The organism is Streptomyces sp. NBC_00425 (genome assembly GCF_036030735.1).
GTDB lineage: Bacteria > Actinomycetota > Actinomycetes > Streptomycetales > Streptomycetaceae > Streptomyces.
Genome location: NZ_CP107928.1, coordinates 1,965,866 through 1,991,991 on the forward strand (window position 1 = coordinate 1,965,866; position 26,126 = coordinate 1,991,991).

27 protein-coding genes and 2 tRNA genes are annotated in these 26,126 nt (G+C 71.5%); 13 read left to right on the forward strand and 16 right to left on the reverse strand.

Annotation, left to right across the window (positions count from 1 at the left end):
* Positions 1-131 precede the first annotated feature (131 nt).
* Together OHS82_RS08025 and OHS82_RS08030 are read left to right on the forward strand one after the other, a co-directional pair.
* A complete protein-coding gene (locus OHS82_RS08025) occupies positions 132-1,091 on the forward strand; it encodes a hypothetical protein (RefSeq protein ID WP_057583871.1) in 960 nt (319 codons plus the stop codon).
* Positions 1,088-1,600 carry a Pycsar system effector family protein gene (locus tag OHS82_RS08030; protein ID WP_057583869.1) on the forward strand — a complete coding sequence of 171 codons (513 nt, stop codon included), beginning with the start codon at positions 1,088-1,090 and terminating at the stop codon, positions 1,598-1,600. The genes OHS82_RS08025 and OHS82_RS08030 overlap by 4 nt, the downstream gene beginning before the upstream one ends.
* Before the next feature lie 536 nt (positions 1,601-2,136).
* On the opposite strand, the gene OHS82_RS08035 is transcribed toward OHS82_RS08030, so the two are convergent.
* The 5 genes from OHS82_RS08035 to OHS82_RS08055 all read right to left on the reverse strand — a co-directional run bounded on the left by OHS82_RS08035 (position 2,137) and on the right by OHS82_RS08055 (position 7,088).
* Entirely contained in the window at positions 2,137-3,324 is a 1,188-nt protein-coding gene (locus OHS82_RS08035; protein ID WP_319365862.1) for an ABC transporter ATP-binding protein, read from the reverse strand.
* An 89-nt stretch (positions 3,325-3,413) separates the two neighbouring features.
* Positions 3,414-4,247 carry a carbohydrate ABC transporter permease gene (locus OHS82_RS08040; RefSeq protein ID WP_057583865.1) on the reverse strand — a complete coding sequence of 278 codons (834 nt, stop codon included), beginning with the start codon at positions 4,245-4,247 and terminating at the stop codon, positions 3,414-3,416.
* Positions 4,247-5,200 (reverse strand): carbohydrate ABC transporter permease, encoded by a 954-nt coding sequence (locus tag OHS82_RS08045; RefSeq protein ID WP_057583863.1) that lies wholly within the window; start codon positions 5,198-5,200, stop codon positions 4,247-4,249. The genes OHS82_RS08040 and OHS82_RS08045 overlap by 1 nt, the downstream gene beginning before the upstream one ends.
* Before the next feature lie 70 nt (positions 5,201-5,270).
* The gene (locus OHS82_RS08050) at positions 5,271-6,524 is read right to left on the reverse strand and encodes an ABC transporter substrate-binding protein (protein WP_242433427.1); all 1,254 of its coding nucleotides are present in this window, start codon (positions 6,522-6,524) and stop codon (positions 5,271-5,273) included.
* Between the two features lie 490 nt (positions 6,525-7,014).
* Positions 7,015-7,088: transfer RNA gene (locus tag OHS82_RS08055), tRNA-Pro, on the reverse strand.
* Between the two features lie 100 nt (positions 7,089-7,188).
* Here OHS82_RS08055 and OHS82_RS08060 point away from each other — a divergent pair.
* Positions 7,189-7,719, forward strand: coding sequence for a DUF309 domain-containing protein (locus tag OHS82_RS08060; RefSeq protein WP_057583861.1), 531 nt, complete (start codon positions 7,189-7,191; stop codon positions 7,717-7,719).
* 99 nt (positions 7,720-7,818) lie between these two features.
* On the opposite strand, the gene OHS82_RS08065 is transcribed toward OHS82_RS08060, so the two are convergent.
* Positions 7,819-8,592, reverse strand: coding sequence for a sulfite exporter TauE/SafE family protein (locus tag OHS82_RS08065; protein ID WP_057583860.1), 774 nt, complete (start codon positions 8,590-8,592; stop codon positions 7,819-7,821).
* A 110-nt stretch (positions 8,593-8,702) separates the two neighbouring features.
* A complete protein-coding gene (locus OHS82_RS08070) occupies positions 8,703-9,890 on the reverse strand; it encodes a thiolase family protein (RefSeq protein ID WP_328433604.1) in 1,188 nt (395 codons plus the stop codon).
* A gap of 101 nt (positions 9,891-9,991) precedes the next feature.
* Here OHS82_RS08070 and OHS82_RS08075 point away from each other — a divergent pair, with 101 nt between their 5' ends.
* The 3 genes from OHS82_RS08075 to OHS82_RS08085 all read left to right on the forward strand — a co-directional run bounded on the left by OHS82_RS08075 (position 9,992) and on the right by OHS82_RS08085 (position 11,626).
* Positions 9,992-10,810 carry an alpha/beta hydrolase gene (locus tag OHS82_RS08075; protein ID WP_057583856.1) on the forward strand — a complete coding sequence of 273 codons (819 nt, stop codon included), beginning with the start codon at positions 9,992-9,994 and terminating at the stop codon, positions 10,808-10,810.
* 79 nt (positions 10,811-10,889) lie between these two features.
* Positions 10,890-11,147, forward strand: coding sequence for a WhiB family transcriptional regulator (locus OHS82_RS08080; RefSeq protein ID WP_057583899.1), 258 nt, complete (start codon positions 10,890-10,892; stop codon positions 11,145-11,147).
* On the forward strand, positions 11,144-11,626 hold the full coding sequence (locus tag OHS82_RS08085) for a Dps family protein (protein ID WP_057583854.1): 483 nt from the start codon (positions 11,144-11,146) through the stop codon (positions 11,624-11,626). Before OHS82_RS08080 ends, OHS82_RS08085 begins: the two co-directional genes overlap by 4 nt.
* 11 nt (positions 11,627-11,637) lie before the next feature.
* On the opposite strand, the gene OHS82_RS08090 is transcribed toward OHS82_RS08085, so the two are convergent.
* Together OHS82_RS08090 and OHS82_RS08095 are read right to left on the reverse strand one after the other, a co-directional pair.
* Positions 11,638-12,888, reverse strand: coding sequence for an amidohydrolase (locus tag OHS82_RS08090; protein WP_057583897.1), 1,251 nt, complete (start codon positions 12,886-12,888; stop codon positions 11,638-11,640).
* 79 nt (positions 12,889-12,967) lie between these two features.
* Positions 12,968-13,831, reverse strand: a complete 864-nt coding sequence (locus OHS82_RS08095; protein ID WP_057583852.1) for a Cof-type HAD-IIB family hydrolase — start codon at positions 13,829-13,831, stop codon at positions 12,968-12,970.
* A gap of 131 nt (positions 13,832-13,962) precedes the next feature.
* Here OHS82_RS08095 and OHS82_RS08100 point away from each other — a divergent pair, with 131 nt between their 5' ends.
* Genes OHS82_RS08100 through OHS82_RS08120 form a run of 5 tightly spaced genes read left to right on the forward strand, consistent with a single transcriptional unit; the run spans position 13,963 to position 18,335 of the window.
* Positions 13,963-14,754: an SAM-dependent methyltransferase gene (locus OHS82_RS08100; protein ID WP_057583847.1), complete on the forward strand. Its 792-nt coding sequence runs from the start codon at positions 13,963-13,965 to the stop codon at positions 14,752-14,754.
* A gap of 44 nt (positions 14,755-14,798) precedes the next feature.
* The gene (locus OHS82_RS08105; protein ID WP_057583845.1) at positions 14,799-16,202 is read left to right on the forward strand and encodes a glutamine synthetase family protein; all 1,404 of its coding nucleotides are present in this window, start codon (positions 14,799-14,801) and stop codon (positions 16,200-16,202) included.
* A 1-nt stretch (position 16,203) separates the two neighbouring features.
* The gene (locus OHS82_RS08110) at positions 16,204-17,340 is read left to right on the forward strand and encodes an amidohydrolase family protein (RefSeq protein ID WP_328433605.1); all 1,137 of its coding nucleotides are present in this window, start codon (positions 16,204-16,206) and stop codon (positions 17,338-17,340) included.
* Between the two features lie 15 nt (positions 17,341-17,355).
* Positions 17,356-17,895, forward strand: coding sequence for an NUDIX hydrolase family protein (locus tag OHS82_RS08115; protein ID WP_107105374.1), 540 nt, complete (start codon positions 17,356-17,358; stop codon positions 17,893-17,895).
* A 5-nt stretch (positions 17,896-17,900) separates the two neighbouring features.
* Entirely contained in the window at positions 17,901-18,335 is a 435-nt protein-coding gene (locus OHS82_RS08120; RefSeq protein ID WP_057583841.1) for a hypothetical protein, read from the forward strand.
* Positions 18,336-18,583: 248 nt separating this feature from the next.
* Here OHS82_RS08120 and OHS82_RS08125 read toward each other — a convergent pair whose 3' ends face one another.
* Entirely contained in the window at positions 18,584-18,907 is a 324-nt protein-coding gene (locus OHS82_RS08125; RefSeq protein WP_057583838.1) for a CU044_2847 family protein, read from the reverse strand.
* Between the two features lie 76 nt (positions 18,908-18,983).
* Here OHS82_RS08125 and OHS82_RS08130 point away from each other — a divergent pair, with 76 nt between their 5' ends.
* Both OHS82_RS08130 and OHS82_RS08135 read left to right on the forward strand, forming a co-directional pair.
* Positions 18,984-19,673, forward strand: a complete 690-nt coding sequence (locus OHS82_RS08130; RefSeq protein ID WP_057583836.1) for a hypothetical protein — start codon at positions 18,984-18,986, stop codon at positions 19,671-19,673.
* A gap of 59 nt (positions 19,674-19,732) precedes the next feature.
* Complete coding sequence (locus OHS82_RS08135; RefSeq protein ID WP_057583835.1) at positions 19,733-21,883, forward strand: CHAT domain-containing WD40 repeat protein; 2,151 nt, start codon at positions 19,733-19,735, stop codon at positions 21,881-21,883.
* A gap of 78 nt (positions 21,884-21,961) precedes the next feature.
* Here OHS82_RS08135 and OHS82_RS08140 read toward each other — a convergent pair.
* The 6 genes from OHS82_RS08140 to OHS82_RS08165 all read right to left on the reverse strand — a co-directional run bounded on the left by OHS82_RS08140 (position 21,962) and on the right by OHS82_RS08165 (position 26,111).
* A tRNA-Pro gene (locus tag OHS82_RS08140) sits at positions 21,962-22,035 on the reverse strand.
* 109 nt (positions 22,036-22,144) lie between these two features.
* The gene (locus OHS82_RS08145; RefSeq protein WP_057583833.1) at positions 22,145-22,504 is read right to left on the reverse strand and encodes an MmcQ/YjbR family DNA-binding protein; all 360 of its coding nucleotides are present in this window, start codon (positions 22,502-22,504) and stop codon (positions 22,145-22,147) included.
* A gap of 30 nt (positions 22,505-22,534) precedes the next feature.
* Positions 22,535-23,056 (reverse strand): GNAT family N-acetyltransferase, encoded by a 522-nt coding sequence (locus tag OHS82_RS08150; protein ID WP_057583831.1) that lies wholly within the window; start codon positions 23,054-23,056, stop codon positions 22,535-22,537.
* A complete protein-coding gene (locus OHS82_RS08155) occupies positions 23,053-23,640 on the reverse strand; it encodes a helix-turn-helix domain-containing protein (RefSeq protein ID WP_057583829.1) in 588 nt (195 codons plus the stop codon). The genes OHS82_RS08150 and OHS82_RS08155 overlap by 4 nt, the downstream gene beginning before the upstream one ends.
* A 171-nt stretch (positions 23,641-23,811) precedes the next feature.
* Entirely contained in the window at positions 23,812-24,714 is a 903-nt protein-coding gene (locus OHS82_RS08160) for a LysR family transcriptional regulator (RefSeq protein ID WP_057583827.1), read from the reverse strand.
* A 185-nt stretch (positions 24,715-24,899) separates the two neighbouring features.
* The gene (locus tag OHS82_RS08165; protein WP_057583826.1) at positions 24,900-26,111 is read right to left on the reverse strand and encodes a glycine C-acetyltransferase; all 1,212 of its coding nucleotides are present in this window, start codon (positions 26,109-26,111) and stop codon (positions 24,900-24,902) included.
* Between the last annotated feature and the right edge of the window lie 15 nt (positions 26,112-26,126).

The window sequence follows — 26,126 nt, forward strand, 5'->3', positions numbered from 1 at the left end:
CCGGCCGTCATAGTGACGAGACCGCCTCACCGCGGCCGAGCACTTCGCTCCTACTGTGCTGTGCACAGGACACGTTGGCCCTACGGGCCGGCCCCACGCATGTGGGCTTCCTCATCCCCAGGGAACGTGTCATGTCGAAGTCCAGCTCCTTCTGCACCGCCCCCGACACCTGCCTGCCGCGCAGCGCGGACATCGTCTGGGGCATCACCCGCCAGGCCCGGCAAGCCCTGCACGAGGCCTGCCGGACGGGCCCCTGTCATCGGCCCGCGCCGTTCGGAACGGCGGACCCGACGGCGAGCCGCCCCCGTGACGTGTGCGAGAGCGTCGGCTGCGTCGACCTCTTCATGGACGTGTGGATCCGGGCGCACTGCGCCACGCACGCCCGCTTCCGGACGCTCGGTCCGCTCCCCGACACCGCCTTCGCCTACCTCACCAGCAGCGCCCGCTCGCAAGCCGCCGAACTCAACCGCCAGGGCCGCGTGGCCAGGGGCGGGGTGGCACGGCCCCAGCGCCGCGACGGGACCGTCGGCCGGATCGCGATCTCCTACGAGGACCCGTGGTCGGCGGATGTGTTCCGCTTCCTCCTCGGCTATGCGGCCGCGTCCGGGTCCGGGGCGGGGGCCTGGCCGCTGGACACCCTCGTCTGCCGCAAGAACGCCTGGGACGGCGGGGACAGGGTGCCGGGCAGCCGGGCGGCGCGTGACGAACTGCGGGCCGACGTCGAGAGCTGTCTGGCGGTGGTCCGGCGGGTGGCGGGCGTCGGCTGGCTCCACGACTGCATCCTGCTGCCCCTCGCCAACCGCGGCACGAGCCCGTCCATGCCGGTGGACGACGACCTGCGACCGGCCCGGACGGGAGAGGAGGGGGACGACGGTCTCGACGCCGCCGCGACCGTGATCCTCCAGGACCTGCTGGCCCGGACGGCCGCCGGCGTCGGAGCGGGCACGGCCCTGCGCGCCGCGGTCGAGGCCTGGCTCGGCGACGGCCCGCCTCCGGCGGCATGGGCGGCGACCCGTGGCGACGACATCGCTCTGCGACGCCTGGCGAAGCGCCTGGTGTCGGACCTCGCACAGCAGAAGGAGGCGGCATGACCACCACCCCCCGGCGCAACGCGCGCACCGTGACCGGTCCCCCGACCGAGATCAACGCGCTGATCGACGCGACCCGGCAGGAGAACGCGCGGGCCGACGCCAAGTCGGCCGCCCTGCTCACCGTCGTGGGCATCGGGTTCACCGCGTTCTCGGTGGCCGGCGCGTCGGCCGTGACCGTTCCCGTGCACGGCGTCGCCCGCTGGCTCTGCGTCGCGGCGCTGGCCGGGGTGTGCGCGGTGGCGGAGCTGCTGCTGCTGGTGGTGCGCCCGGTGCTGGGGAAGGGGGACGTGGGCCAGCGGTACTTCGCGACCTGGCGTCGCTATGCCTCGGCTCCCGAACGGCTGGCGAGGGAACTCTCCGTCGACGAGGAGGCGTGCCGCACCCTGATCCAGCTGAGCGGAATCGTCTGGCGGAAGTACCGGCTCATCACAGGGGCGGTAGACCTGATGATCGTCGTCCTCCCGCTCATGGCCGTCGCCCTGTCCGTGACACTGCTGACCCGAAGGTGACCCGCGCACGCGCCCGGCCGGTGGACGGGGTTCCCTCCGGCGGTCGGGCGATGGTGCTCAAGCCGGGCTGACGGCGCGCCCGTTGAGAACGCCGGTGGGATTCGTGTCGCGATCCCGCCGGTGGCCGGCGGACCGCGCCGGGCCCCGAGAACGGTCGAGGGGCCGTTTCAGATCTTCTCTGAAACGGCCCCTTGACCTGCGACTTCGAAAAGTCGGGACGACAGGATTTGAACCTGCGACCCCTTGACCCCCAGGAGTGAGAGTCACCCACATCATCGGCAGATAACAGAAGCAATCCGGGCGTGTGTTGTGCGTCAATAGCCCTACCGTGCATTATCGCGCAGACCGTGTGGTCCCCAACTGGTCCCCAAGCCGCTTCAGAAGAGCACCTGGCACCGGCCGCCGGTGGCGCCTGACACCACGCGCCGCCTCCGCGGGGAACACCCGTTCCGGGACGCCTGCGTAGTCGACGAAGACCAGCCGCCTCTTGAGTCGCCGGGTACACGGCTGCGTATCGCGCCCTGTGTGGTGCATCGTCAGTCCGCCCTCACTGGATGCGTAAGGTTCGCTCCGGTCGCCGGGTCGAACACGTGAGCCTTGGCCATGTCGACCTGTAGCTCCAGCGGTTCGCCCTCGCGGGCACGGGTGGCGGCGTCCAGGCGGGCCACGATGTTATGGGTGTCGGCGCCGGTGTCGCGCAGGCCCGAGTCCTTGGCGAGCTCTTCCAGTTCGGCGGTCGTCGCGGGCCCGCCCTCCGCGGTGAAGTAGACATACGCATCGGAGCCCAGCGACTCCAGTACCTCCACGGTGGCGGTGAAGACCGGGCCCGTCCGGTCCCGGTCGTGTGCCAGGGCCACGTCCTCGAATGCCTCCGGTCGCAGCCCGACGATGACCTCGCGGGGCGCGTTCTGTCTTTCCAGCGCCTGCCTCGTACGGTCGTCGAGGGTCAGGTCGCCCAGGGACGAGCGCAGGGCACCGCCCTCCAGAGTGGCGTTCAGGAAGTTCATCGCCGGGGAGCCGATGAAGCCCGCGACGAAGATGTTGCGCGGCAGGTCGTACAACTCGGCAGGTGTGCCGATCTGCTGGACCAGGCCCTGCCTCATGACCACGACCCGGTCGCCGAGCGTCATCGCCTCGGTCTGGTCGTGGGTGACGTACACGGTGGTCGTGCCGAGGCTCCGCTGCAGCCGGGAGATCTGAGTGCGCATCTGTACCCGGAGTTTGGCGTCCAGGTTGGACAGTGGCTCGTCCATCAGGAACGCCTCGGGGTCACGGACGATCGCCCGCCCCATGGCCACGCGCTGGCGCTGACCACCCGAGAGGTTGGCGGGCTTGCGGTCCAGGTGCTCGGTGAGGTCAAGGATCCGGGCGGCTTCCGTCACCTTGGCGTCGATGGTGTCCTTCTCCACCTTGGCCAGGCGCAGCGGGAAGCCCATGTTCTCGCGGACGTTCATGTGCGGGTACAGGGCATAGCTCTGGAACACCATGGCGACGTCGCGTTCCTTGGGAGCCAGGTCGTTGACGACTCGGCCTCCGATGCGCAGGGTGCCCTCGGTGATGTCCTCAAGTCCGGCGATCATGTTCAGGGTGGTGGACTTGCCGCATCCCGACGGACCGACCAGGATCACGAACTCGCCGTCGGCGATCTCGAGGTCCACGTCCTTCACGGCGAGGGCCCCGTCGGGAAAGCGCTTGGTGACTCCCTCAAGGATGATCTCGGCCATGGATGATGCCTCCTTGCCTCATGCCTTCCGGGTCCGGGTACCGCTGTCGGTGTCCCGGACCGGTGGCCTGCCTGCCGTGGTCGGCCCGTTCACCCCTTGACCGCCCCGGAGGTCAGTCCGGCGACGATCCGCCGTTGGAAGAGCAGGACGAAAACGATGATCGGGATGGTGATGACCACAGCGGCGGCGGCGATCGACCCTGTGGGCTGCTGGAACTGGGAGCTGCCGGTGAAGAACGCGATCGCGGCAGGCACGGTGCGCGCGGACTCGGTGGACGTCAGCGAGATCGCGAACAAGAAGTCGTTCCAGCAGAAGATGAACACGAGAATGGCCGTGGTGAACACGCCCGGCGCGGCCAGCGGCGCGATGACCAACCGGAAGGCCTGCGCGGGCGTCGCCCCGTCGACCTTGGCGGCCTTCTCCAGATCCCAGGGGATCTCCCGGAAGAAAGCCGACAGGGTGTAGATCGCGAGCGGCAGGGAGAAGGTCATGTACGGGATGATCAGCCCGACCCAGGTGTCGAAGATCCCGATGATCCGCTCGATGTTGAACAGCGGTGACACCAGGGAGATCGGGGGGAACATGGCGATCAGCAGTGACATGCCGATGAGTACCCGCTTGCCGGGGAAGCGCAGCCTGGCCACCGCGTAGGCGGCCATGGTGCCCAGCGCCACCGCGATCACCGTGGCGATCAGGGCGATACCGATCGAGTTGATCAGCGCACGGGTGAACTCGGTGGTCTCGAAGATGCCCTGGTAGTTCTCCCAGGTCCAGTCCGTGGGGATGTAGTTGCCGTCCGTCAGGGTGGCGGGGTCCTTGAACGACAGCGCGGCGATCCACCACACCGGGAACAGGGCGTACAGCACCACCACGACGTTCAGGACACCCCATCGGGCGGCATGTGTCTTTCCCACCGCGGCCATCAGCGCTTCACCTCCGCGCCGGGTGCGGCGGTGCCGAACAGTTTGACGAAGGTGAAGGCGATGATCCCGACGCAGATGAAGATCAGGACCGAGATCGCCGACCCGATGCCCAGGTTCAGCGAGGTGAACAGGTTGTCGTACCCGAGGATCGACAGAGAGCCGGTCCCCTGGGCTCCCGCGGTCAGGATGTAGATGTTGTCGAAGATCCGGAACGCGTCCAGTGTGCGGAAGAGCAGTGCCACCAGGACGGCCGGCTTCATCAGCGGCAGCATGATCTTGGTGAAGCGCTGCCAGGCGGTGGCACCGTCCACCATGGCCGCCTTCAGGGTCTCCTCGGGGACCAGGGCGAGGCCCGCGAGCAGCAGCAGGGCCATGAACGGCGTCGTCTTCCACACCTCGGCGAGGATGATCAGCCAGAGGGCGGGCCACTGCTCGGTCAGCGGAGCCTCCCCGCTGGGCAGCAATCCGGCGAGGTATCCGAGATCCGGGGTCCAGGCGTACTGCCAGGAGAAGGCGGCGACCACGGTGACGATCCCGTACGGAATGAGGACCGACGTGCGGACGACGCCGCGCCAGAAGAGCGTGCGGTGCATGACCAGAGCGAGCCCCATGCCGAGGACCAGCTCGATCACCACGGACACAACGGTGATGAACAGCGTGACCCAGAAGGCGTCCCACCAGAACGGGGAGGACAGCACCGCCCCGTAGTTGCTCAGGCCCACGAACTTCGCCTGTCCCGGGAAGCGCAGGTCGTACCGCTGGAGGGACAGGTAGACGGCGTACCCGATGGGGTAGGCGGTCACGGCGATCATGACGACGACGGCGGGCGCGCAGAGCAGCCACCCGAGCCGCCGCTCCTGCCTGGCGCCCGCCGAGAGTGCCGCCCGGTCCGGCTCCGTCCGCTCCGTCTCGGGGGACGGCGGGGTTCCGGCCGGTTGCGCCCGCGTGCTCATCTCGGGCCGTCCGAGGACGAGGCCCGCGCGCCGCGGCGCAGGCTGACGGAGTGGTGCGGGAGGTGGTCGTTCACGGGATCACACCCTCGGATCGCAGGGCATCGTCGATCTGCTCCCTGATGGTGTTGACGGAGCTCGCCGGTTTGATCCCGGACGGCGGGGACAGCGTGTGGGAGACCGCGATCGACACGTTCTGGTAGACCGGAGTGATCGGGCGCACGCTCGCCGACTCCAGGGCGGCCAGCACCTCCGCGGAGAAGGGGTACTCCTTCATGAACGCCGGCTCGTCGTACAGGGCGCGCAGGGTGGGCGGCAGACCGCCCTCGAGCGCGGCGGTGAGCTGGTTCTCCCGGTTGCGCAGGCACAGCGCCGCGTCGAAGGCCAGGTCGGGCCGGCGCGCGTAGGCGCTCACCGCGAGATCGATGCCGCCGATGGTGGGCCGTGCCGGGCGGTTCGGGTCGACCCGGGGGTACGGCGCCCAGCGGAAGTTCTTGAACAGCTCCGGGTTGTTCGCCTTCATCGACGGATAGACGAACGGGTAGTTGAGTTCGAACGCCGCCGTCCCCGACTCCATGGCCAGGCGGTTCTGGTCCTCCATCTGGTTGGACAGGGAGGGGTCCGCGGCCGGGGAGTTCGCCAGCTCACGCATGATCCCCGCGGCCCGCACAGCGGGAGGACCGAGGGAGGGCTCGGTCGCGCTCGCGTTGAGGATGGAGCCGCCCGCACTGTTGATCAGCGTGTTGAACCAGACGGTCAGGCCCTCGTACTGGGCACCCTGGATTTCCACGAAGTGCGGTTTGCCCTGCCGGGCGAGGGCGCCGGCCATGTCGAGCATCTCGGCCCAGGTCCTGGGCGGGGTGGGCACCAGGTCCTTGCGATACCACAGCAGTTGGGTGTTGGTGTTGTACGGGACGGCGTACAGCTTGCCCTTCCAGGTCGAGGTCTGCAGGGGTACGCGCAGGGTGCCCTCGACAGCCTGCTGCTTCGCCGCCCCCGTCCATTCCCGGATCCAGCGCGCCTCGGCGAACTCCGCCGCCCAGGTGACGTCCAGGCCCAGGATGTCGAGCGAATCGTCCTCGGCGGCGAGTCTGCGGACGAGTTGCTGGCGCTGGCCGTCCGCGGCACGCGGGAGCTTGTTGTAGCTGATCCTGTAGCGGCCGCCTGACGCCTGGCTGCACCGGTCGGCCGCCTTCTGGAGCGCACCGGAGTCGTCGGGGAAGTTGTACCAGTTGAGGGTGGGCCTACCGGAGCCCTCGTCACTGCCGCAAGCGGCGAGCACCGACGCCAGCAACGGCAGTACGGCGAACGCCCGCAGCCATCGCAACCCTCCGAGACGTCCCTTCTGACCTGAAACATTCCGAAAGTCGCACCTCGCATGCACGCGCTCCACACCTCCCTTCCGGACGGTGGCACGGGACTGGGACCTCGCAGCGCTTTCCTCCCAGCGAACCTAAATGCCACATAAAGCAAGATCAAGCACATCCCGTGCCCAATCACCACGCCGGCCCAGTAATGGGACCGGCTCGGCGAACCTACGGGCGTGGAAGGGGGCGCGATCTGCTCGACCTGGAGGAGTCCGCCGAACCGGTGGGGGCGCCAGTTGCGCGACGCCGTGCACTGTCGGCCTAACGCGGCGTCAAGGAAACGTTTGCGCAGTTCGGAGCGTTTGACGATCGCCCCTGTAGCGCACCTTGACCGAGTCAAGGTGCGCTACATAACCGCCTATAGCACTCGGTTCCCATCTGGTCCCCGAGAACGCCGAAGAGGCCACTTCCGATCAACTGGAAATGACCTCCGACCTGCTACTTCGCAAGTCGGGACGACAGGATTTGAACCTGCGACCCCTTGACCCCCAGTCAAGTGCGCTACCAAGCTGCGCCACGTCCCGGTGCGCTCCGCACGGTGTTGCCCGTGTGATCGCGCGAACAGCACTTTACCCCACTCGGAGCGCTGCGCCGTAGCGGGCCCTCACGCGGGACAATCGGCATATGGACCGTTGGGGCAGCACAGGCGGAACGAGCGGCGACCGGCCCGCCGGAGCCAGGGACCGGGACGGCGAAGGGCGGGCGCGCAACGCCCGGCCCCGGGACGGACTCGGCCGGCCCCTGCCGTACGGGACGCCCGGGGTGGAGCGGCAGCCCGAGGGCGTCGTCCGCACCCCGCGGGAGACCGTCGCCGAGGCGCAGGCGCTGCTGGACGCCGGGAAGCCCTTCCACGCGCACGAGGTCTTCGAGGACGCCTGGAAGTCGGGCCCCGCTGCGGAGCGCACCCTGTGGCGGGGCCTCGCCCAGCTCGCCGTGGGTCTCACGCACACGGCCCGAGGGAACCTCACGGGCGGGGTGCGGCTGCTGCGGCGCGGGGCCGGGGCCGCCGAGGAGTGGGCGGCCGACGCGGGAGAGGACCGGCCGTACGGGCTGGATCTCACGGGGCTGGCACGGTGGGCGCGCGAGCTGGCGGCGTCGGTGGAGCGGACGGGCGCGGCGGTGGACGCGCAGGCCCGGGCTCCGCGGCTGCGCTGACCTCCGTCCCGGCCCGGCCCACGCTCGCGCCTCGACGAAAGCGGCCGCAGCGCGTCCCGGCTCCCGCCACGGTGCCCCGCCCGGTGGCTCCCGGGCCGTCTACCGCAGCAGCAGCTGCAGCCCGCCCACGACGGTCGCCGCGATCACCAGCTGCTCGAACAGCCGCTGGTTGATGCGGTGCACCGCCCACTTGCCGAAGAGCGCGCCGGGGACGACGAACGCGGCGAGGGCGGCGTCCAGAAGCAGCGAGCGGCCGTCGATGAGGCCGAGGCCCACACTGAACGGCACCTTCGACACGTTGACGATCAGGAAGAAGAACGCCGAGGTGCCGAGGAAGCCGAGCTTGCGGAAGCCTGCCGAGAGCAGGTACATCGACATGACCGGGCCGCCCGCGTTGGCGACCATCGTGGTGAAACCGCCGAGCACGCCGTAGGAGCGGGCCTTGAGACGTCCGGCCCGGGTGACCACGGCGTCGGGGTCGTCCGCCGCGTCGGCCGTGCGCCGCCGCCACACCGTGACGCCCGCCATCAGCAGCAGGATCGCGCCGATCGAGGTCCGGACGATCCCGTCGTCGGCCCACACCAGGAACAGCGTGCCGAGGACCACGCCCGCCGCGACCGCCGGGAACAGCCGCCACAGCGTGGGCCAGTGGGCGTGCCGCCGGTAGGTGAGAACGGCCAGGACGTCCCCGGCGATGAGGATCGGCAGCAGGACGCCCGTGGAGGCACGGGCGGGCAGGACCGCCGCGAAGACGGCGAGGCTGACCGTGTTGGCCCCGCTGACGGCCGTCTTGGAGAAGCCGACGAGCACGGCCGCGAGGGCGAGGGCGGCGAACTCCCAGCCGGTGATGTGCCACAGGGTCATCGTGTTCATGCGGGAGCCGATGCTACGCACATCCGTCGAACACCCGGCAGGCCGTCTCGCCAGGTGACCGCCGCCCGCCGCCCCGACGCCGGGGCGGTGCGGGCGACGGGCGCGCGCCGTCAGTGCCGTTCGACCAGCACCGCGGTGCCCTGTCCGACGCCCACGCACATCGTGGCCAGTCCGCGCTCGGCCCCGGTGCGGCGCATGCGGTGCAGGAGCGTGGTGAGGATGCGGGCTCCCGAACCGCCCAGCGGATGGCCGAGGGCGATCGCCCCGCCGCTCGGGTTGACCAGGTCGGGGTCGACGCCCAACCGGTCCACGCAGGCGAGCGCCTGGGCGGCGAACGCCTCGTTGAACTCGGCCTCCTGGACGTCCTCGACGCTCCACTCGGCGCGGGCCAGCGCCTTGCGGGTGGCGGGCACCGGACCGAGCCCCATCACGTCGGGGTGGACCCCGGCGGAGGCCCCGGCGACATAGCGGCCCAGCGACTCGAGGCCCAGCTCGTTGAGCGCCTCCTCGCTGACCAGGAGCAGTCCCGCCGCCCCGTCGTTCATGGGCGAGGAGTTGCCGGCGGTGACCGTGCCGCCTTCCCGGAAGACCGGCTTGAGCCGGGCCAGCTTCTCGTACGAGGTGTCCTCGCGGATGCCCTCGTCGGCGTCGACGAGCACGCCGTCGGGACGCCGCACCGGCAGCATCTCGTCGTCGAAGTGGCCCTTCTCGCGGGCCTGCGCGGCCAGCCGGTGGCTGCGCAGGGCGAACTCGTCCTGGCGTTCGCGCGTGATCCCGTACCGGACGGCGACCTCCTCGGCCGTCTCCCCCATGGCCAGCAGGCCGTGCAGGTCCTTCATCGCGGGGTTGACCAGACGCCAGCCGAGCCGGGTGTCCACCGTCTCGACGCGCTGCGGAAGGGCCTCCTCGGGGCGGGCCAGCACGAAGGGGGCACGGCTCATCGACTCGGAGCCGCCCGCGATCACGATGTCGGCCTCGCCGGCGGCGATGGTGCGGGCCGCGGTCGTCACGGCCTCGAGTCCGGAGGCGCACAGCCGGTTCACCGTGGCGCCTGGCACGGTCTCGGGCAGACCGGCGAGCAGGGCGGCCATCCGGGCGACGTTGCGGTTGTCCTCGCCGGCCTGGTTGGCCGCGCCCCAGTAGACGTCGTCGACGCGGGCCGGGTCGAGCGCGGGCACCTCGGCGACGAGCCCGCGGACGACGGCGGCGGCGAGGTCGTCGGGCCGGACGCAGGACAGGGCTCCGCGCAGTCGGCCGACGGGGGTGCGGCGGGCGGCCGCGAAGTGGACGGGGCGCACGACGGACTCCTTGGTTAGCACTGCTAGTTTTCGACTATAGACCCCGACGCGCCGCCCTGGGAAGATCCCCGGACGCCTTCGCCGACGCAGCTGGAGCAGCGATGACCGCATCCGTCGTCACCGGTACCCGTCTCCTCGCCGGGACCCACGGCACGATCGCCGCGCGCGAGTGGTCCCCGCCGGTTCCCCGCAGCCTCGCCCTCGTGGTGCACGGTTACGGCGAGCACGCCGGCCGCTACGAGGAACTCGCCGGCGTCCTGACCGGTCACGGCGCGGCCGTCTACGCCCCCGACCACCGTGGGCACGGCAGGTCGGCGGGCGAGCGCGTGGTGATCGAGGACTTCGAGGACGTCGTCACCGACCTGCACGCCGTGGCGGAGCTCGCCGCGGCCGCCCACCCGGGTCTGCCGCTGGTCCTGATCGGGCACTCGATGGGCGGCCTGATCGCGGCCCGGTACGCCCAGCGCCACGGCGCCTCTCTCGCCGCGCTGGTGCTGTCCGGCCCGGTGATCGGCGACTGGCCGCTGCCGGCACGGCTGCTGGCGTACGACGAGATCCCCGACGTTCCCGTCAGCCCGGCCGCGCTCTCCCGCGACCCGGCGGTCGGCGCGGCGTACGCGGCCGATCCGCTGGTCTGGCACGGACCGATGAAGCGGCCCACGCTGCGGGCCTTCGTACGGACCCTGGCGACCGTCGCCGAGCACGGCGACGTCGGCGCGCTGCCGCTGCTGTGGCTGCACGGCGACGACGACCGGCTGGTGCCGCTGCGCGGCAGCCGTGCCGGCGTCGAGCGGCTCGGCGGCGGCGCGCACACCGAGCGGATCTATCCGGGCGCCCGGCACGAGGTCTTCCACGAGACGAACAGGGCGGACGTCTTCGCGGACCTGACCCGCTTCCTCGACCGGACCCTCGCCGTCTGAGCCCGACGACCTCCCCCGGGGGACCGGGAATCGGGAAACCACCTGTTTGCAGCGGTACGCCCAGGGCACCCGCGCCTGCATGGAGTGGTTGCACGTCGCCGCCTGCGTGGGCGAGGACCCGGAGTTGTTCTTCCCCGTGGGCACGGCCGGACCGGCCCTGCGGGAGGCCGCGGCGGCCAAGCGGGTCTGCGCCCGCTGCCCGGTGCGCGCCGAGTGCCTGTCCTACGCCCTCGGCAGCGGACAGACCTCGGGTGTCTGGGGCGGTACGGGCGAGCAGGAACGCGTGGCACTGCTCCGTACCGCACCACACGACGCGACGAGGAGGAGCACCGTATGACTGTCGTGAAGAGCCCCCTGCCCGAGCCCGCCCGCCAGATCACGTTCGACGCGCTGCAGGGCACCCTCGTGGATCTCCTCGGCCTCTCCCTGATCGGCAAGCAGGCGCACTGGAACATCGTGGGCCCCCGGTTCCGCTCGATCCATCTCCAGCTGGACGAGGTCGTCACCGCGGCCCGCTCCTACGCCGACACCGTCGCCGAGCGCGCGGCCGCGCTGGGCCTGCCGCCGGACGGTCGCCCGGAGACGATCGCCTCCGCGTTCACCCTGCCCTCCCCCAAGGACGGCTGGGTGCGGGACGAGGACGCCGTCCAGGTGATCGCCGAGTCCCTGGGGGCCGCCATCACACGGCTGCGCGAGCGGATCACGGCGACCGAGGAAGCGGACCCGGTGACCCAGGACCTGCTGATCTCCATCACCGCCGACCTCGAGAAGCAGCGCTGGATGTTCGAGGCGGAGAACTGGCCGCGCGACAACTGACCCGCGCCGGCCTAGGGCGTGCGGGCGAGCCGGGACAGCGCCGCCGAGACCAGGGTGCGTACGCCCGGCGCGAGCACCGAGAGGTCGGGCGCGAACAGCGGACTGTGGTTGCCCGGCACGCCCGCCGCCTTCTCCATCACCCCCTCCCCCGGCGCCGCCTCCCACACCGGCGCCGGGGTCGAGGTCACGTACCAGTAGTCGTACGGCACGCCTTCCGGAGCGAGCAGGGAGAAGTCCTCGCTGCCGAGCGCCTGGCCGAAGTCGAACACCGTGTCCGGGCCGAAGAGTTCCCGGTGGACGGCGGCGATCTCACCGTCCAGCGAAGGGTCGTTGACCGTCGTCGGGCAGCCGGGCCGGACGGTGACGTCCGGCGGGCGGGGGCAGCCCGCGGCGGCGCACTCCGCCTCGACGATCCGCCGGATCGCCGCGAGGAGACGGCCCCGCACCCGGGTGTCCTGGGTACGGATGTTGACCCCCAGCCGCGCCTCGTCCGGAATGATGTTGGACGTCGTGCCGGCGTGGAAGCGCCCCACCGTGAGCACCGCCGACTCGTTCGCGGCGATCTCCCGGGCGACCACCGTCTGCAGCCGGGTCACGACGAAGGCGGCGGTCACCACGGGGTCGACCGTCGACTCAGGCCGGGACCCGTGTCCGCCCACGCCGTGCACGACGACGTCCACGTCGTCCGAGGCCGACAGGGTCAGCCCGGGGGTGTGCGGATAGAACCCGGCGAGACCGGGCGCGACATGCTGGCCGAACAGCACGTCGGGCCGCGGGAAGCGGTCGTGGACGCCGTCGGCGACCATCGCCGCCGCACCGCCCCCGACCTCCTCCGCAGGCTGCCCGACGACGACGAGCGTCCCGGACCACGTCTCGCGGGCGGCGGCGAGCGACTCGGCGGCCGCCGCCAGCCAGGTGACGTGCAGGTCGTGGCCGCAGGCGTGCATCACGCCGTCGGCCGTCGAGGCGTAGGCGAGGCCCGTCGCCTCCCGCACGGGCAGCGCGTCCATGTCGCCGCGCAGCCACACCACCGGACCCTCGCCGTTGGCCAGTACCCCGACCACGCCGGTGCGGGCCACGCCCTCCGTCACTCGGTACCCGGCCGCCCGCAGTCGCCCGGCCAGGGCGGCGGCGGTGCGGTGCTCCCGGAAGGACAGCTCGGGGTGGCGGTGCAGATCCCGGTAGAAGTCCTCCAGCCGCCCGGATTCCAGGTCCGGGGTGATCTCCCGGGCCAGGCGGGCGACGACGGCCGGTTCGGTCATGGGGCGCATGCGGCCACGTTACGCGGGACGCCCCGACGCGGTCGGCCGAACGGTCCGGTCCCCTGGGCGTTCGCCCGTTTCAGAGGCCCAGCACGCGCGTGATGGTGCGCAGCACCCCGTCCTCGTTGTTGGAGGGCGCCAGATGGCGGGCCCTGCGCACGACCTCGGGGTGGGCGTTGGCCATGGCGAACGACCAGTCGGCGGCGTCCAGCATCTGCAGGTCGTTGAGGTAGTCGCCGAACACCATGGTCTGCGCGGGCGTGACGCCGAGCTCGCGCTGGAGGCGGCGCAGTGCGGCGCCCTTGTGGGCGGTGCGGTTCATCACGTCGACCCAGTGCTCGCCCGAGACCACGACCTGGTGGGTCCGCGCGAAGGGCGCGAGCGCCGGGGCGGTGCTCACCTCGGCCGACCCGAAGTCGTACAGGGCGATCTTGACGATGTCGTCGTCGACGGCGGTGACGTCCTCGACGACCTCGTGGCGCAGGTAGTACCTGGCTGCCTCGGCCAGGAACGCCTCGTCGGTCCGCTCGACGTACGCCGACCGCTTCCCGCAGACCACGGCGCCGACGTCGACGCCGTCGGCCGCGAGCCTGCGCGCGGCCTCCGTCACCCGCACGACGACGGCCGGGTCCAGCGGATCCGAGCTCAGCTCCCGCCCGTCGCGCACGACGTACGCGCCGTTCTCGGCGATGAACGCCATCCCCTCGGCCGCCCCGGCGACCTCGGCGAAGTCCGCGGCCAGCGTGGCGTACTGGCGTCCGCTCGCCGGGGCGAAGTGCACCCCGCGCTCGCGCAGCAGCGCCAGCACGCGCCACAGGTCCGCGGGCGCCTTCTTCTCGTCGTCGAGCAGCGTGCCGTCCATGTCGGTGACGATCAGCCGGATGTCCGCGGGAGCCGCCGGGGGCTCGGAGACGGCCGGTCCGGGGGTGTGCGAGTACGGCATGTGCTGCTTCCTGTAGGTGGACGACCGGATTTTCACCCTACCGGGGACAGCGGTGATCATCCGGCGGCACAATGGCGGCAGAGGCCCGGGACACGGCAGGGCGCGGGCAGGACGCGGGAAGGGGCGGTCACGTGAGCGGGCCGGGACGGCTGGACACCAGCGTGGCGCACAACGCGCGGGTGTGGAACTACTGGATCGGCGGCAAGGACAACTACGAGGTCGACCGGGGTGTCGGCGAGCACGTCGCCGGGATGTTCCCGCTCATCCGGGAGATCGCCCGCGCGGACCGCTGGTTCCTCGGACAGGCGGTGCGGTTCCTCGCCGAGGAGCGCGGCGTACGGCAGTTCCTCGACATCGGCACCGGGCTGCCGACGGCGGACAACACCCATGAGATCGCCCAGCGCATCGCGCCGGAGTCGCGGATCGTCTACGTCGACAACGACCCCATCGTCCTCGCGCACGCCCGCACGCTGCTGACCGGCACCGCGCAGGGCCGCACCGACTACATCGACGCGGACGTGCACGACCCGGCCGCGATCCTCGAACGCGCGGGCCGCTCCCTGGACTTCACGCGGCCGGTCGCGGTGATGATGCTGGGCATCCTGAACTTCGTCCTGGACGTCGAGGCGGCCCGGGACATCGTCCGGCGGGTCATGGCCGACGTCCCGGCCGGCAGCTTCCTGGTCCTGACGCACCCCACCCACGACAGCGAGGTGGGCGGCGAGGGCCAGATCCCCGCGATGAAGTTCTGGAACGAGAACGCCAAGCCGCCGATCACCGCCCGCAGCGGCGCGGAGATCGCCGCGTTCTTCGACGGTCTGGAACTGCTGGAACCGGGCCTGGTGTCGTGCTCGCGCTGGCGCGGCACGGCCGACTCCCTCGCGGTGGTGCCGCAGTACGGCGCGGTCGCCGTGAAACCCTGACGGGCGTACGGGCACCCGCCGCACGCGCCGATCGTGGAGGACGTATGACCACCCTTGCCGATCCCGTCCCCGGCGGGCGTCCCGGGGACGTCGAGCGGGCGACCGCGCTCGGCGGGGAGCTGGCCGCGGCGGGCGTGCACGGCGTCGTGCTGGCCTACGTCGACACCGCGGGGATCGGCAGGGTGAAGGCGGTCCCCACGGGCAGGCTGGCCTCGGCGACGGCCTGGGGCGTCGGGATGTCGCCGGTGTTCGACACGTTCCTGGCGAACGACGCCATCGTCACGACCGACGTGCTGGGCTCGCCCGACGGCGATCTGCGCCTCTACCCGGACCTCGACCGGCTGGTCGTTCTGGCCGGTCAGCCCGGCTGGGCGTGGGCGCCGGTCGACCGCGTCACCCAGGACGGCGACCGTCATCCGGGCTGCTCCCGCACGTTCCTGCGCCACGTCGTGGCGGACGCGGCCCGTGCGCACGGTCTCGCCTTCCGGGCGGCCGTCGAGATCGAGTGGGCGGTCGGCCTGGACTCCGCGCCCGCCGGCGAGTTCGTCCCGGCCGCCGGCGGACCGGCGTACGGCGCGACGCGGCAGGTCGAGCTGAGCGAGTACACCGCCGACCTGCTGGCCGCGTGCGCGGCGCAGGGCGTCGACGTCGAGCAGATCCATCCCGAGTACGCGCCCGGCCAGTTCGAGATCTCCGTCGGCGCTCTCGACCCGGTGGCCGCGGCCGACCGCAGCGTCCTCGTCCGCCAGACCGTGCGGGCGGTGGCCCGCCGGCACGGGCTGCGGGTCTCCTTCTCCCCCGCGGTCGTCGCGAAGGGCGTCGGCAACGGCGGCCATGTGCATCTCTCCGCGTGGCGGGACGGCGTGAACCTGCACGCGGGCGGCGACCGCCGGCACGGCATGACGGCCGACGCCGAGGCGTTCGCCGCGGGCGTCCTGGCCCGCCTCCCGGCGCTGACGGCGGTGACCGCGCCCAGCCCGGCGAGTGCTCTGCGGCTGCGGCCCTCACAGTGGGCGGGGGTGTTCACCGCGTGGGGTCTGGAGACCCGCGAGTGCGCGCTGCGCCTGGTGCGGGGTACCGCGGGCCGGCGTGCGGAGCAGGCGAACCTGGAGGTCAAGCCGGTCGACCTGGCCGCCAACCCGTATCTGGCCCTCGGCTGCCTCATCGCGGCCGGGCTGGACGGGGTGGCTTCGGGCGCGGTGCTGCCCGAGGAGAGCACCGGGGACCCGGTGCGGCTCGGCGCCGGGGAGGCCGCGGCCCGGGGGGTGCGCCGGCTGCCGTCCTCGCTCGCGGGGGCCGTCGCCGAGTTCCGGGCCGACGAGGTGCTGCGCGCCGCCCTCGGCCCGGTCCTCGCCGACGCGGTGGCCGCCGTGCGGCAGGGCGAGATCGACGCCGTCGACGGGCTCGACGACGACCAGGTGGCCGCCGCGTACCGCTGGGTGTACTGAGATGGCCGGCCGGCCGGTCCACGAGGCGCTGGCGGAACTGCGGCTGGTCGACCACCACTGCCATGGTGTGGTCACCGACCCGCTGGACCGGCCGGGTTTCGAGGCGCTGCTGACCGAGGGGGACCTCTGGCCGGGGTTCTCCACGTTCGACACGCCCGTCGGTGTGGCGGTGCGCCGCCACTGTGCGCCCCTGCTCGACCTCGACCCGCACGCCCCCGCCGACGCCTATCTGACCCGGCGCGCCGCACTGGGCCCGCAGGAGGTGAACCGGCGGTTCCTCCAGGCCTGCCGAACCGGTGTGTTCTGCGTCGACACCGGGTTCGCCCCGCACCGCGTCACCACGCCCGCCGAGCTGGCCACGGCCGCAAAACCGGCGGTCGCGCTCGAGATCGTGCGGCTGGAGGCGGTCGCCGAGGCCGTCGCCGCGCGGGGCGTCGACGCCGACGGGTACGCCGACGCGTTCCGGGCGGCCGCGCTGGACGCGGTCCGGCGGCCGGGCGTGGTGGGGGTCAAGTCGGTGGCCGCCTACCGGACCGGGTTCGACCTCGACCCGGTCCGGCCCACGGACGCCGACGTCACCCGGGCCGCCCGGCGCTGGGCGGCGTGCGGCGGACGGCTGGCGGACCCGGTGCTGATGCGGCATCTGCTGTGGACGGCGGTCGATCTGGGGCTGCCGCTGCAACTGCACACCGGCTTCGGCGACAACGACATCCGGCTGCACCGGGTGGATCCGACGCATCTCACGGACTGGCTGCACCTCATCGCGGGCACCATCCCTGTGCTGCTCCTGCACTGCTGGCCCTACCAGCGGCAAGCCGCCTACCTGGCCGCGGTGTTCGAGCAGGTGTACCTGGACGTGGGGCTCACCCTGCATCATGTGGGTCCCGTGCGAGCGCGGGCGGTCCTGGAGGAGGCGCTGGAGATCACACCGTTCCGCAAACTGCTCTACAGCTCGGACGCCTATGGTGTGTCGGAGTTCTACTGGCTCGGCGCGCTGGCCTTCCGCCGGGGTCTCGGAGACCTGCTCCAGGACCGGGTGGACGCGGGTGAACTGAGCCTTCCCGACGCGCTGCGCCTGGCGCACCGGGCCGGAGCCGACAACGCCCGCCGGGTCTACCGGCTTCCCGACGGACACTGAAAGTATGATCGAACAATGTCTGACTTGACCGAGACCACACCGGGTTGGCTGAGCTCCGACGAGCTCGAGATGGCACGCGCCCGTATGCCGATCCTGTACGTCGAGGCCGTGCCCGTGCGCGTCGACGACAGCGGCGAAGTCACCAGCGTCGGCCTGCTGCTGCGGATAGGGCCGGACGGCAATGTCAACCGGACTCTGGTGTCCGGCCGCGTCCTGCACCACGAACGCGTCCGGGACGCCCTGCTGCGCCACCTAGAGAAGGACCTCGGCCCGGTGGCGCTGCCCCGGGTGCCGACCTCGCTCCAGCCGTTCACGGTGGCCGAGTACTTCCCGACGCAGGGCCTCACCCCGTACCACGACCCGCGTCAGCACGCCGTGTCGCTGGCTTACATCGTGCCGGTGACGGGTGACTGCCGGCCCCGGCAGGACGCGCTGGACCTTGTGTGGTTCAGCCCGCAGGAGGCCGCCTCCCTGGCGGTGCAGAGCGAGATGCCCGGCGGGCACGGGTTCCTGCTCCGGCAGGCCCTGGCCCACGTGGGCCTCTCGGCCTCCTGACCGGGATGCCGCCGGCCCAGCGCGCGCTGGTCGGAGCCGCCGGAAGCCGTCCCTGCACGATCGTGGTGTGCAGGGGCTGCTGTTGCGGCGACGGCCGTAAGCATCCCGGCTTCGACCACGAGTGGCAGCTGGCGCGGCTGCGGGGGGCCGCTGCCGCGTCGGGCGGCGGCTTCGCCGTCCGCACGACCGACTGCCTCGGCCCCTGCGACCAGGCGAACGTGATCGTCGTCCAGCCCTCGGCCGTCGGCCGCCGGGCGGGCGGCCGGGCCGCCTGGGTCGGCTTCGCCATGGACGACGACTGCACGGAGGAGATCCTGGCGTGGGCGGCGGCGGGCGGCCCCGGCCTGGCCGTCCCCCCGGCCACGTTGGAGCTGCAGTTCATCGAGCCGCCCAGGGCCGCTCGCACGCGCGGCCGCCGCCAGGGGACGGCCCGCAGGTAGCGCCGCCGCGGCGGCCCGCTCGTCGGTCTCCGCCGCCTTGCCGGTCCGCTTCGTGCGGTGCGCGGGGGTCTTCGGTCCGGCGAACACACAGGCCGACCGGCGGCCTCACAGGCGCCTCCGGCCGGGGCGGCGCGCCGCGCGGCCCGTGAAAAACAACAGGGACCGGATTTGAACCTGCGCCCCCTTGACCACCAGTCTGCACGGGAGGTTCACAGACTGAATTGACGGAGTCTCAGAAGGCCGATCGATCAGGGCTTGTTCCAGGTGAGGCTGACGGTCAGCTGAGCCGACGCGCCGACCGCCGTGACGATCGCCCCTGCCTGCGCGTTCAACTCGACGCCGAATTGCACCACAAGCGCGTCCGGCCGTTGCGGAAATTCCTTCATCTGCGCGGCCACCCCATGGGCAACCCCCCGCACGGCCCGCATGACGGACTCGAAGGTGCCCTCGGCTTTCTCGATCACGGTGGACGGCGACGCTCCCCGGGTGAGCACGGAACTCTGCGCCGACTCCTCGGAGACCCGGACCAGGACTGCGCTGCCGTCCTCTAGCAGGAACTCTGCAATCGCCATAAACTATGAATTAGCACGAAAACTCGCATGCTGCTCGGTAGTTGACGGTTCTTCCAATTCTGGAAGGAGCTGAACGATGCCTCTCGCCGTCGAGATCGTTCTCATCGTCATCGGAGTGATGCTCTTGGCTGCCGCCCTGATCGGCAGTGGCATCTCCCGACGCCTCATGACGATTCCGAAGATGAAACGGGCTCCGCGCGTGGTGATCGCCATTCTGGGCGTACTTCTGCTGGCTGGCGGGATGTGGGGGGTGACCACCGAGGCGAATCAGCACGGGCCCTCACTGACCGCACTCAAGAAACACATTCCGTCCGGCGTGACGTCGAACCTGACCTGCAGAGAGGCCGCCGAGTCCCCCAAGGGAGCGGTGGAAATTGACTGCAGCACGCAGGACAGCGTCCCCGAACAAGTCTGGTATCTCATGTTCGACAAAGTGAACGAGATGCAGGACTGGTGGATGAGCCAGACTCAGCCCAGCAACCTGCAGGGGGCCAGCTGCAACACCACGAGCGACTACCGGACCGGAAGTACGTATTCCTACTACCTGGACGACCAGTCAGTCACCATCGGCGACAGCGCCTGCTACACGGCTGGCAACATCATGGTGGCCATGTACACGGATCGACGTTTCAACATCGTCGTCTGGGCTCAGATCTCTGACACGACGAATTTCTCCGCCTTCCAGAAATGGCTCAGCAATTCGCAGCCGACAGGGACGGGTGACACCACCCCCGCGACTCCCTCGCAAACCGTTAACGGGAGTTGACCCGGCCTGCCTGGGGAGAGAAGGGCGCCATGGCGGCGGATTTTGATTTTGTCCTCGAAATGAGCGAAGCGCCCGACGGCTACCGTATCGACGTGACGTCGCCGGCCGGCGAGGACACCCTGGTCGCCGCCATCGACGCGCACGAGTTGCTGGAGCGGCTGCCCTCTCTGGAAGCCGCAGTCCTGGGGTCCGCCGCCCACTCGCGGAGTATAGGAACCGGGATGGAACTGCCCGCCATGGAGGTCGGCGGCACCCTGTTCGAGTCCGTGTTCCAGAGCGGGATCAAGGCGCTCTACTTGTCCAGCAGACAGAAGGCGCAGGAACACGGTCAGCGGCTGCGCATGGTCCTCCGGGTCCGTTCCCCGGAACTCGCCGCACTGCCCTGGGAGCTTCTGTACGACGAGAAGCTGGGCGGCTATCTGTGCCTGCACCACCCGGTCATCCGCCACGTGGAGATGCTGGAGCCGGTCGCCCCCCTGCGCGTGGAGCCTCCGCTGAGCATCCTCGGGATGGTGTCCCTGCCAGGTGCGCTCACCCCGCTGGAGGCCGAGACCGAACAGGAAGGACTGAGCACCGCGCTCAAGCCGCTCATCGACGAGGGAAGGGTGCGGCTCGACTGGGTGGGCGGCGGAACCAAACAGGATCTCTTCAACGCCCTGTTCGCCGGCTGTCACATCTTCCACTTCATCGGCCATGGAAAGTTCGACGATCAACGACGGCAGGGGATGCTCGTCTTTTCCGACGAACAGGGCAGGGAGTCGCCCCTGCACGCGGAGGCGCTCGGCTCGCTCATCAGCGTCGCCGACCCCTCCCCCCGCCTCGTCGTGCTCAACAGTTGCGAGACGGGAACCTCCCACGCTCGCGATCTGTTCTCCAGCACGGCGGCCAAGCTGGAGTACACGGTTCCGGCCGTGGTCGCCATGCAGTTCGCGGTGACCGACAAGGCGGCCGTGCTCTTCTCCCGGGCCTTCTACCAGGCCCTAGCGGCCAACCGGCCGGTCGACGAGGCGGTCCGCACGGGCCGTATCGCGCTGCGGGCGGACAAGGACGACAGCCTGGAGTGCTTCACGCCCGTCCTCTACCAGCGCAGTGGCGACGCCCGCCTCTTCGACTTCACGTCTCTGCGGAAACCCACACCCCCGCAGACCGTGGTCGAGCAGCTCAACGGGGAGGAGCACGACACGCAGGCCGAGCCGCCCACCCCGAAGACCGACCGGTCCGTTCCCCGGACCAGCCAGTCCGTTCCGCACACCGGTCGGCGCGCCCCGCAGGCCGACCGGCCCGCCGAACCCTCACACGCATCCCGGCCGCCCACGGCTCCCTCCCCGGATCTCACGCCGCGGCAGGAGATCGACACCGGGCACTGGGTGGTGAGCATGGCCGTCCATCCTTCCGGGCGGCTGTTTGCCACCGGCTCCCGCAAACTCGTCCGGGTCTGGGACGTGATCACCGGCCAGCCGACCTGGCAGCGCCGACTCGGCGGGTGGAGCACGATGGTCAACGCCCTTGCCTTCAGCCCCGGCGGTGACAGCCTGGCGATCGGCAGCACGGACAATCTCGCCCGCGTCTGGAAGATGACGACCGAGGCCAGCCCCCTGAAGTTCACTCACCGCCATTTCGTCAACACGGTGGCCTACGACAGGAGCGGGCGGCTCCTGGCGACCGGGAGCGCCGATGCCACAGCCTGCGTGTGGGATCTCTGCACGGGCAGCCGTGTCCTGTCCCTGCGCCACGCCCGGGCCGTAAAGGCCCTGGCGTTCAGCCCGGACGGGTGCCTCCTGCTCACGGGATCCGAGGACAGGAACGCCTACATCTGGGACACGGAGACGGGTCGGCAAGAGGCACAGATCAAGCACGGGGATTTCGTCCTCGGTGTCGCCTTCTCGCCGGACGGGCGGACGGTCGCCACCTGCAGCCAGGACCACACCGCTCAGGTCAGCGATACGCAGACCTGGACCCCGCTCTTCCGCGTGGAGCACCAGGGCGGTCTACGGGCCGTGGCCTTCAGTCCCGACAGCAGCATGATCGCCACCGGAAGCGAGGACGGAGCGGTCCGCGTGTGGCGGACCGAATCGGGGCAATCACTGCTCGCCCTCAAGTACAACCGCTCGGTGAACGCCGTGGCGTTCTCGCCGGACGGCCGGTTCCTCATCAGCGCGGGTGAGGACAAGGTCGTCCACAGCGTCCGGGTGCCCGAAGCCGATCGATGAGCGCTGCCGTAACGCGGCGAGGCTCCGCTCCCGCAGTGGGAACAGAGCCTCGAAAAGACCGACGGATCGACCTCACCGTCGGGACGACAGGATTTGAACCTGCGACCCCTTGACCCCCAGTCAAGTGCGCTACCAAGCTGCGCCACGTCCCGTTGCCCGCCTGACCTGGGGTTTCCCCTGGCCGAACGCGCATGGAAACAATACCGCACTCGGGTCGATGGTCGCGCCCACGTTTCCCGGGCCGCAGCCGCCCGGGCGCCGTCAGCCGTCGCGGGCGACGCCGAGGTCCGGATAGGCCTCCAGCAGGCGCTGCGGGGCCGCCTGCCGCCAGGAGTCGGCGAGGACGTCGCGCAGCTCGTCTTCGTCCTCGAGAGCGGCCAGCCGGGCCCGCACCCAGGCGAACTGGGCCTCGTGGTCGGCGATCCAGAACTTCCCGGGCTCCGCGAGCACCAGTTCGTCGCGCTCCTCCTTGGGGCAGCGCACGGCGAGCGAGGTCTCCTCCTCGGGCAGGGTGGCGAACATCTTCCCCGCGACGCGAAAGGTGGGCATGCTCCAGGCGGTCTTCTCCGTGGTGTCCGGCAGGGACAGGGCGATACGGCGTACGTCTTCGGCGTCCGGCATGCTCCGCACCGTATCGGCTGCCGCTGACAGTCACCCCGCGGCGACGTGCTTGTAGTACAGGGTGGTCGGCCGCAGCACTCCGTACGGGTTCGCCGCGTAGTCGGGGACCGTCCCCGCCCTGGTCCACCCGGTGGCGCGGTAGAGGCGTTCGGCCGGGCTGTCGGTCTCCGTGTCCAGGTGCAGGAGGGTGACGCCGGCCGCGGCGGCGGCCTTCTCGGCGGTGCCGAGCAGGGTGCGGGCGAGGCCCCTGCCGCGGGCGTCCCGGTGCACCATGAGTTTGACGAGTTCTGCGCGGTGACGGCTGTTGGGCTTGTCGGCGAAGGCCAGGCTCACGGTGCCCACGACGCGGTCGCCGTCCAGGGCGGCCCAGACCGCGAGGCGTCCGGCGGCGACCTGTTGTGCCCGCTCACGCCACCAGGCGACGGCGTCCGCCCGGTCCAGCGGGGCGAGGAAGCCCACCGAGGCGCCGCCGTCCACCGTGTCGATCAGCAGGCCGGCCAGTTCCCGCGCGTCGGCGAGGAGCCGGGGGGCGTCGAGGCGGGTCGTGATCACGGGAGCACCACCGCCAGCACATACCGTGCTTCGGTTTCGCCGGCGCACCGGAACCGGGTCGGCCCCCACACCCGCAGGCGCAGGCAGTCTCCGGCGTCGAGGCGGTGCACGGCGTCCTGGGCCGTCACTTCGAGGACGCCGTCCAGCAGCCACACATGCTGCTCGAGCCCGGCCACGGGCGGCCGGTCGTAGGCGATGTCCGCGCCGACGGCGAGCCGCCCCTCGACCAGCTCGCCGCGCAGCGCCGGGTGCGGGGGCGACACGGAGCGCCGGACGAACCCGGAGGCCCGGTCCGCCCAGACGGGCTGATCTCCGGCGTGCACCACCGGGGCGGGCTCCGCCTCGACCTCGCCGAGCAGTCGCGACATGGTCCGCCCGTAGACCTGGCAGAGGCGGTTGAGCTGCGAGGCCGTCGGGCTGATCTCCGCCCGTTCGGCCCGCGACAGGGTGGACCGGCTGAGCCCGCTGCGCTCGGCCAACTCCACCAGCGACCAGCCGCGTTCGGCCCGCAGCTCGGCCAGCCGGCCGGCGAGCCGTGCGTCGACCGGGTCGGGGGGCTGCGCAGCGTCCGCGTCTCGTCTCACATCCGGGAATGTATCCCTGATATGAGACGGCCGTGTTTCGCAGCCCTCACACCCCGGGCGTCACACGACAGAGGGCTCCACACCGCAGCCTGGCGCCGAGGAGGGCCTGGCGCCACGGCGGGCCCCACGCCGCGGCCGGGCGTCGCTGAGGGCTTCACTCCACGGCGGGCCTCACACCGCGGCGGCCTCGCCGAGGGCCTCCAGCACCGGCCGGATCAGCGGGTGCTCCTCGGCGCCCCGGCGGACGGCCGCGAAGACCCGACGGGTCGGCGCCACGCCGTCGACCGGCCGGACGACCACCCCCGTGAGGTCCATGCCGCGCAGCGCCGAACGCGGGACGAGCGCCACGCCCGCGTCCGCCGAGGCGAGCGCGACGACCGCGCGGAAGTCGTCGGAGGAGTGCTCCAGACGGGGCTGGAAGCCGGCGTTCTCGCAAGCCAGGACGACCACGTCGTGGCAGGGGTTGCCGGGGTAGGGGCCGATCCAGATGTCCTTGGCCAGCTCGGCCAGCGGGACCTCGGCGGCGTCGGCGAGCCGGTGGGCGACGGGCACCACCGCGTCGAAGGGCTCCGCGTACAGCGGCAGATGCGTCAGGCGCGGATCGTCGGCGGCCGGGGCCCCGCGGTACTCGACCGCCACGGCGACGTCGACCTGCCGGTCGAGCACCATCGGCAGGCTGGCGTCGCCCTCGGCGTCCTGGACGCGGATCCGTATCCCCGGGGCGGTGCCGGCCAGCCGCGCCACCGCGGGAGCCACCACGAGGGCGATGCCGGTCGCGAAGGCCGCGACGGTGACCGTGCCGGCCGCACCGGAGCTGTAGGCCGCCAGCTCCGCCTCGGCCCGCTCCAGCTGGGCGAGGACGGCGTTGGTGTGACCGAGCAGGATCTCGCCGGCGGGGGTGAGCCGCACGCCCTTGGCGCCACGCTCGACCAGCCGGTGGCCGGTCTCCTGCTCCAGGGCGGCCAGTTGCTGGGAGACGGCGGACGGGGTGAGATACAGCGCGGCGGCCGCCGCCGTCACGGTGCGGTGGTCGGCCACCGCACGGAGGATGTGGAGCCGCCGCGCTTCGATCATGGGATCGATTATCGCAATATGTCAGGGCCCTCAGGACCACCGTCCGACCGGACCGGCCGCTCGTCGGCCCACAGTCCGCCGCCCCGTGGTCCGGACGGACGGACCGCCGGCTGCGGAACGCCGCCGGTTCCGGGCCGCGGGCCCGCCGCCCGTCGCGGGCCGCCGCCGGTGCGGAGTCCCGCGGTTCAGACCGTGGCCGCCCCGGACCTCTCCAGCTCCGCCCGGGCCGAGACGAACGCGTCGACTGCACGGTCGACGTCGGCCGTGGAGTGCGCGGCGGACAACTGGACGCGGATGCGGGCCTGCCCCTGCGGGACCACCGGGTACGAGAAGCCGATCACGTACACCCCGCGTTCCAGCAGCAGTTCCGCCATCCGGCCCGCCTTCGCCGCGTCGCCGATCATCACGGGGGCGATGGCGTGCTCGCCGGGGAGCACGTCGAAGCCCTCGGCCGTCATCCGGCGGCGGAACAGCGCGGTGTTCTCGGCGAGCCGCACCCGCAGGTCGTCCGCCGACTCCAGCAGGTCGAGGACCTTCAGGGAGGCCGCGGCGATGACCGGGGCGAGCGTGTTGGAGAACAGGTACGGGCGCGAGCGCTGACGGAGCAGGGCGACGATCTCCGCGCGGGCGGCCACATAACCGCCGGACGCGCCGCCCAGCGCCTTGCCCAGGGTGCCGGTGAGGATGTCCACCCGGTCCATCACGCCGTGCAGCTCGGGCGTCCCGCGGCCGCCGGGGCCGACGAAGCCGACGGCGTGCGAGTCGTCGACCATGACCATGGCGTCGTAGCGGTCGGCGAGGTCGCAGATCTCGGCCAGGGGCGCCAGATAGCCGTCCATGGAGAACACGCCGTCGGTGACGACGAGCCGGCGCCGCGCGTCCGACGCGTCCTTCAACTGCCGTTCCAGGTCCGCCAGATCACGGTTGGCGTACCGGTACCGGCGTGCCTTGGACAGCCGGATGCCGTCGATGATCGAGGCGTGGTTGAGGGCGTCGGAGATCACCGCGTCCTCGGGGCCGAGGAGCGTCTCGAAGACGCCGCCGTTGGCGTCGAAGCAGGAGGAGTACAGGATCGTGTCCTCCTGGCCGAGGAACGCGGACAGCCGCGCCTCCAGCTCCTTGTGCACCTCCTGCGTCCCGCAGATGAAGCGCACGGACGCCATGCCGTAGCCCCAGCGGTCCAGGGCCTCGTGGGCGGCGGCGATCACCTCGGGGTGATCGGCGAGCCCCAGGTAGTTGTTGGCGCAGAAGTTGAGGACCTCGCCCGGCCGGCCGCCCGCGGTCACGGCGACGGTCGCGGACTGCGGGCTGCCGATCACCCGCTCGGGCTTGTGCAGACCGGCGGCGCGGATCTCGTCGAGGGTGGCGCGCAGGTCGTCGCGCACGGAGTCGAACATCGGAAAGCTCCTAGG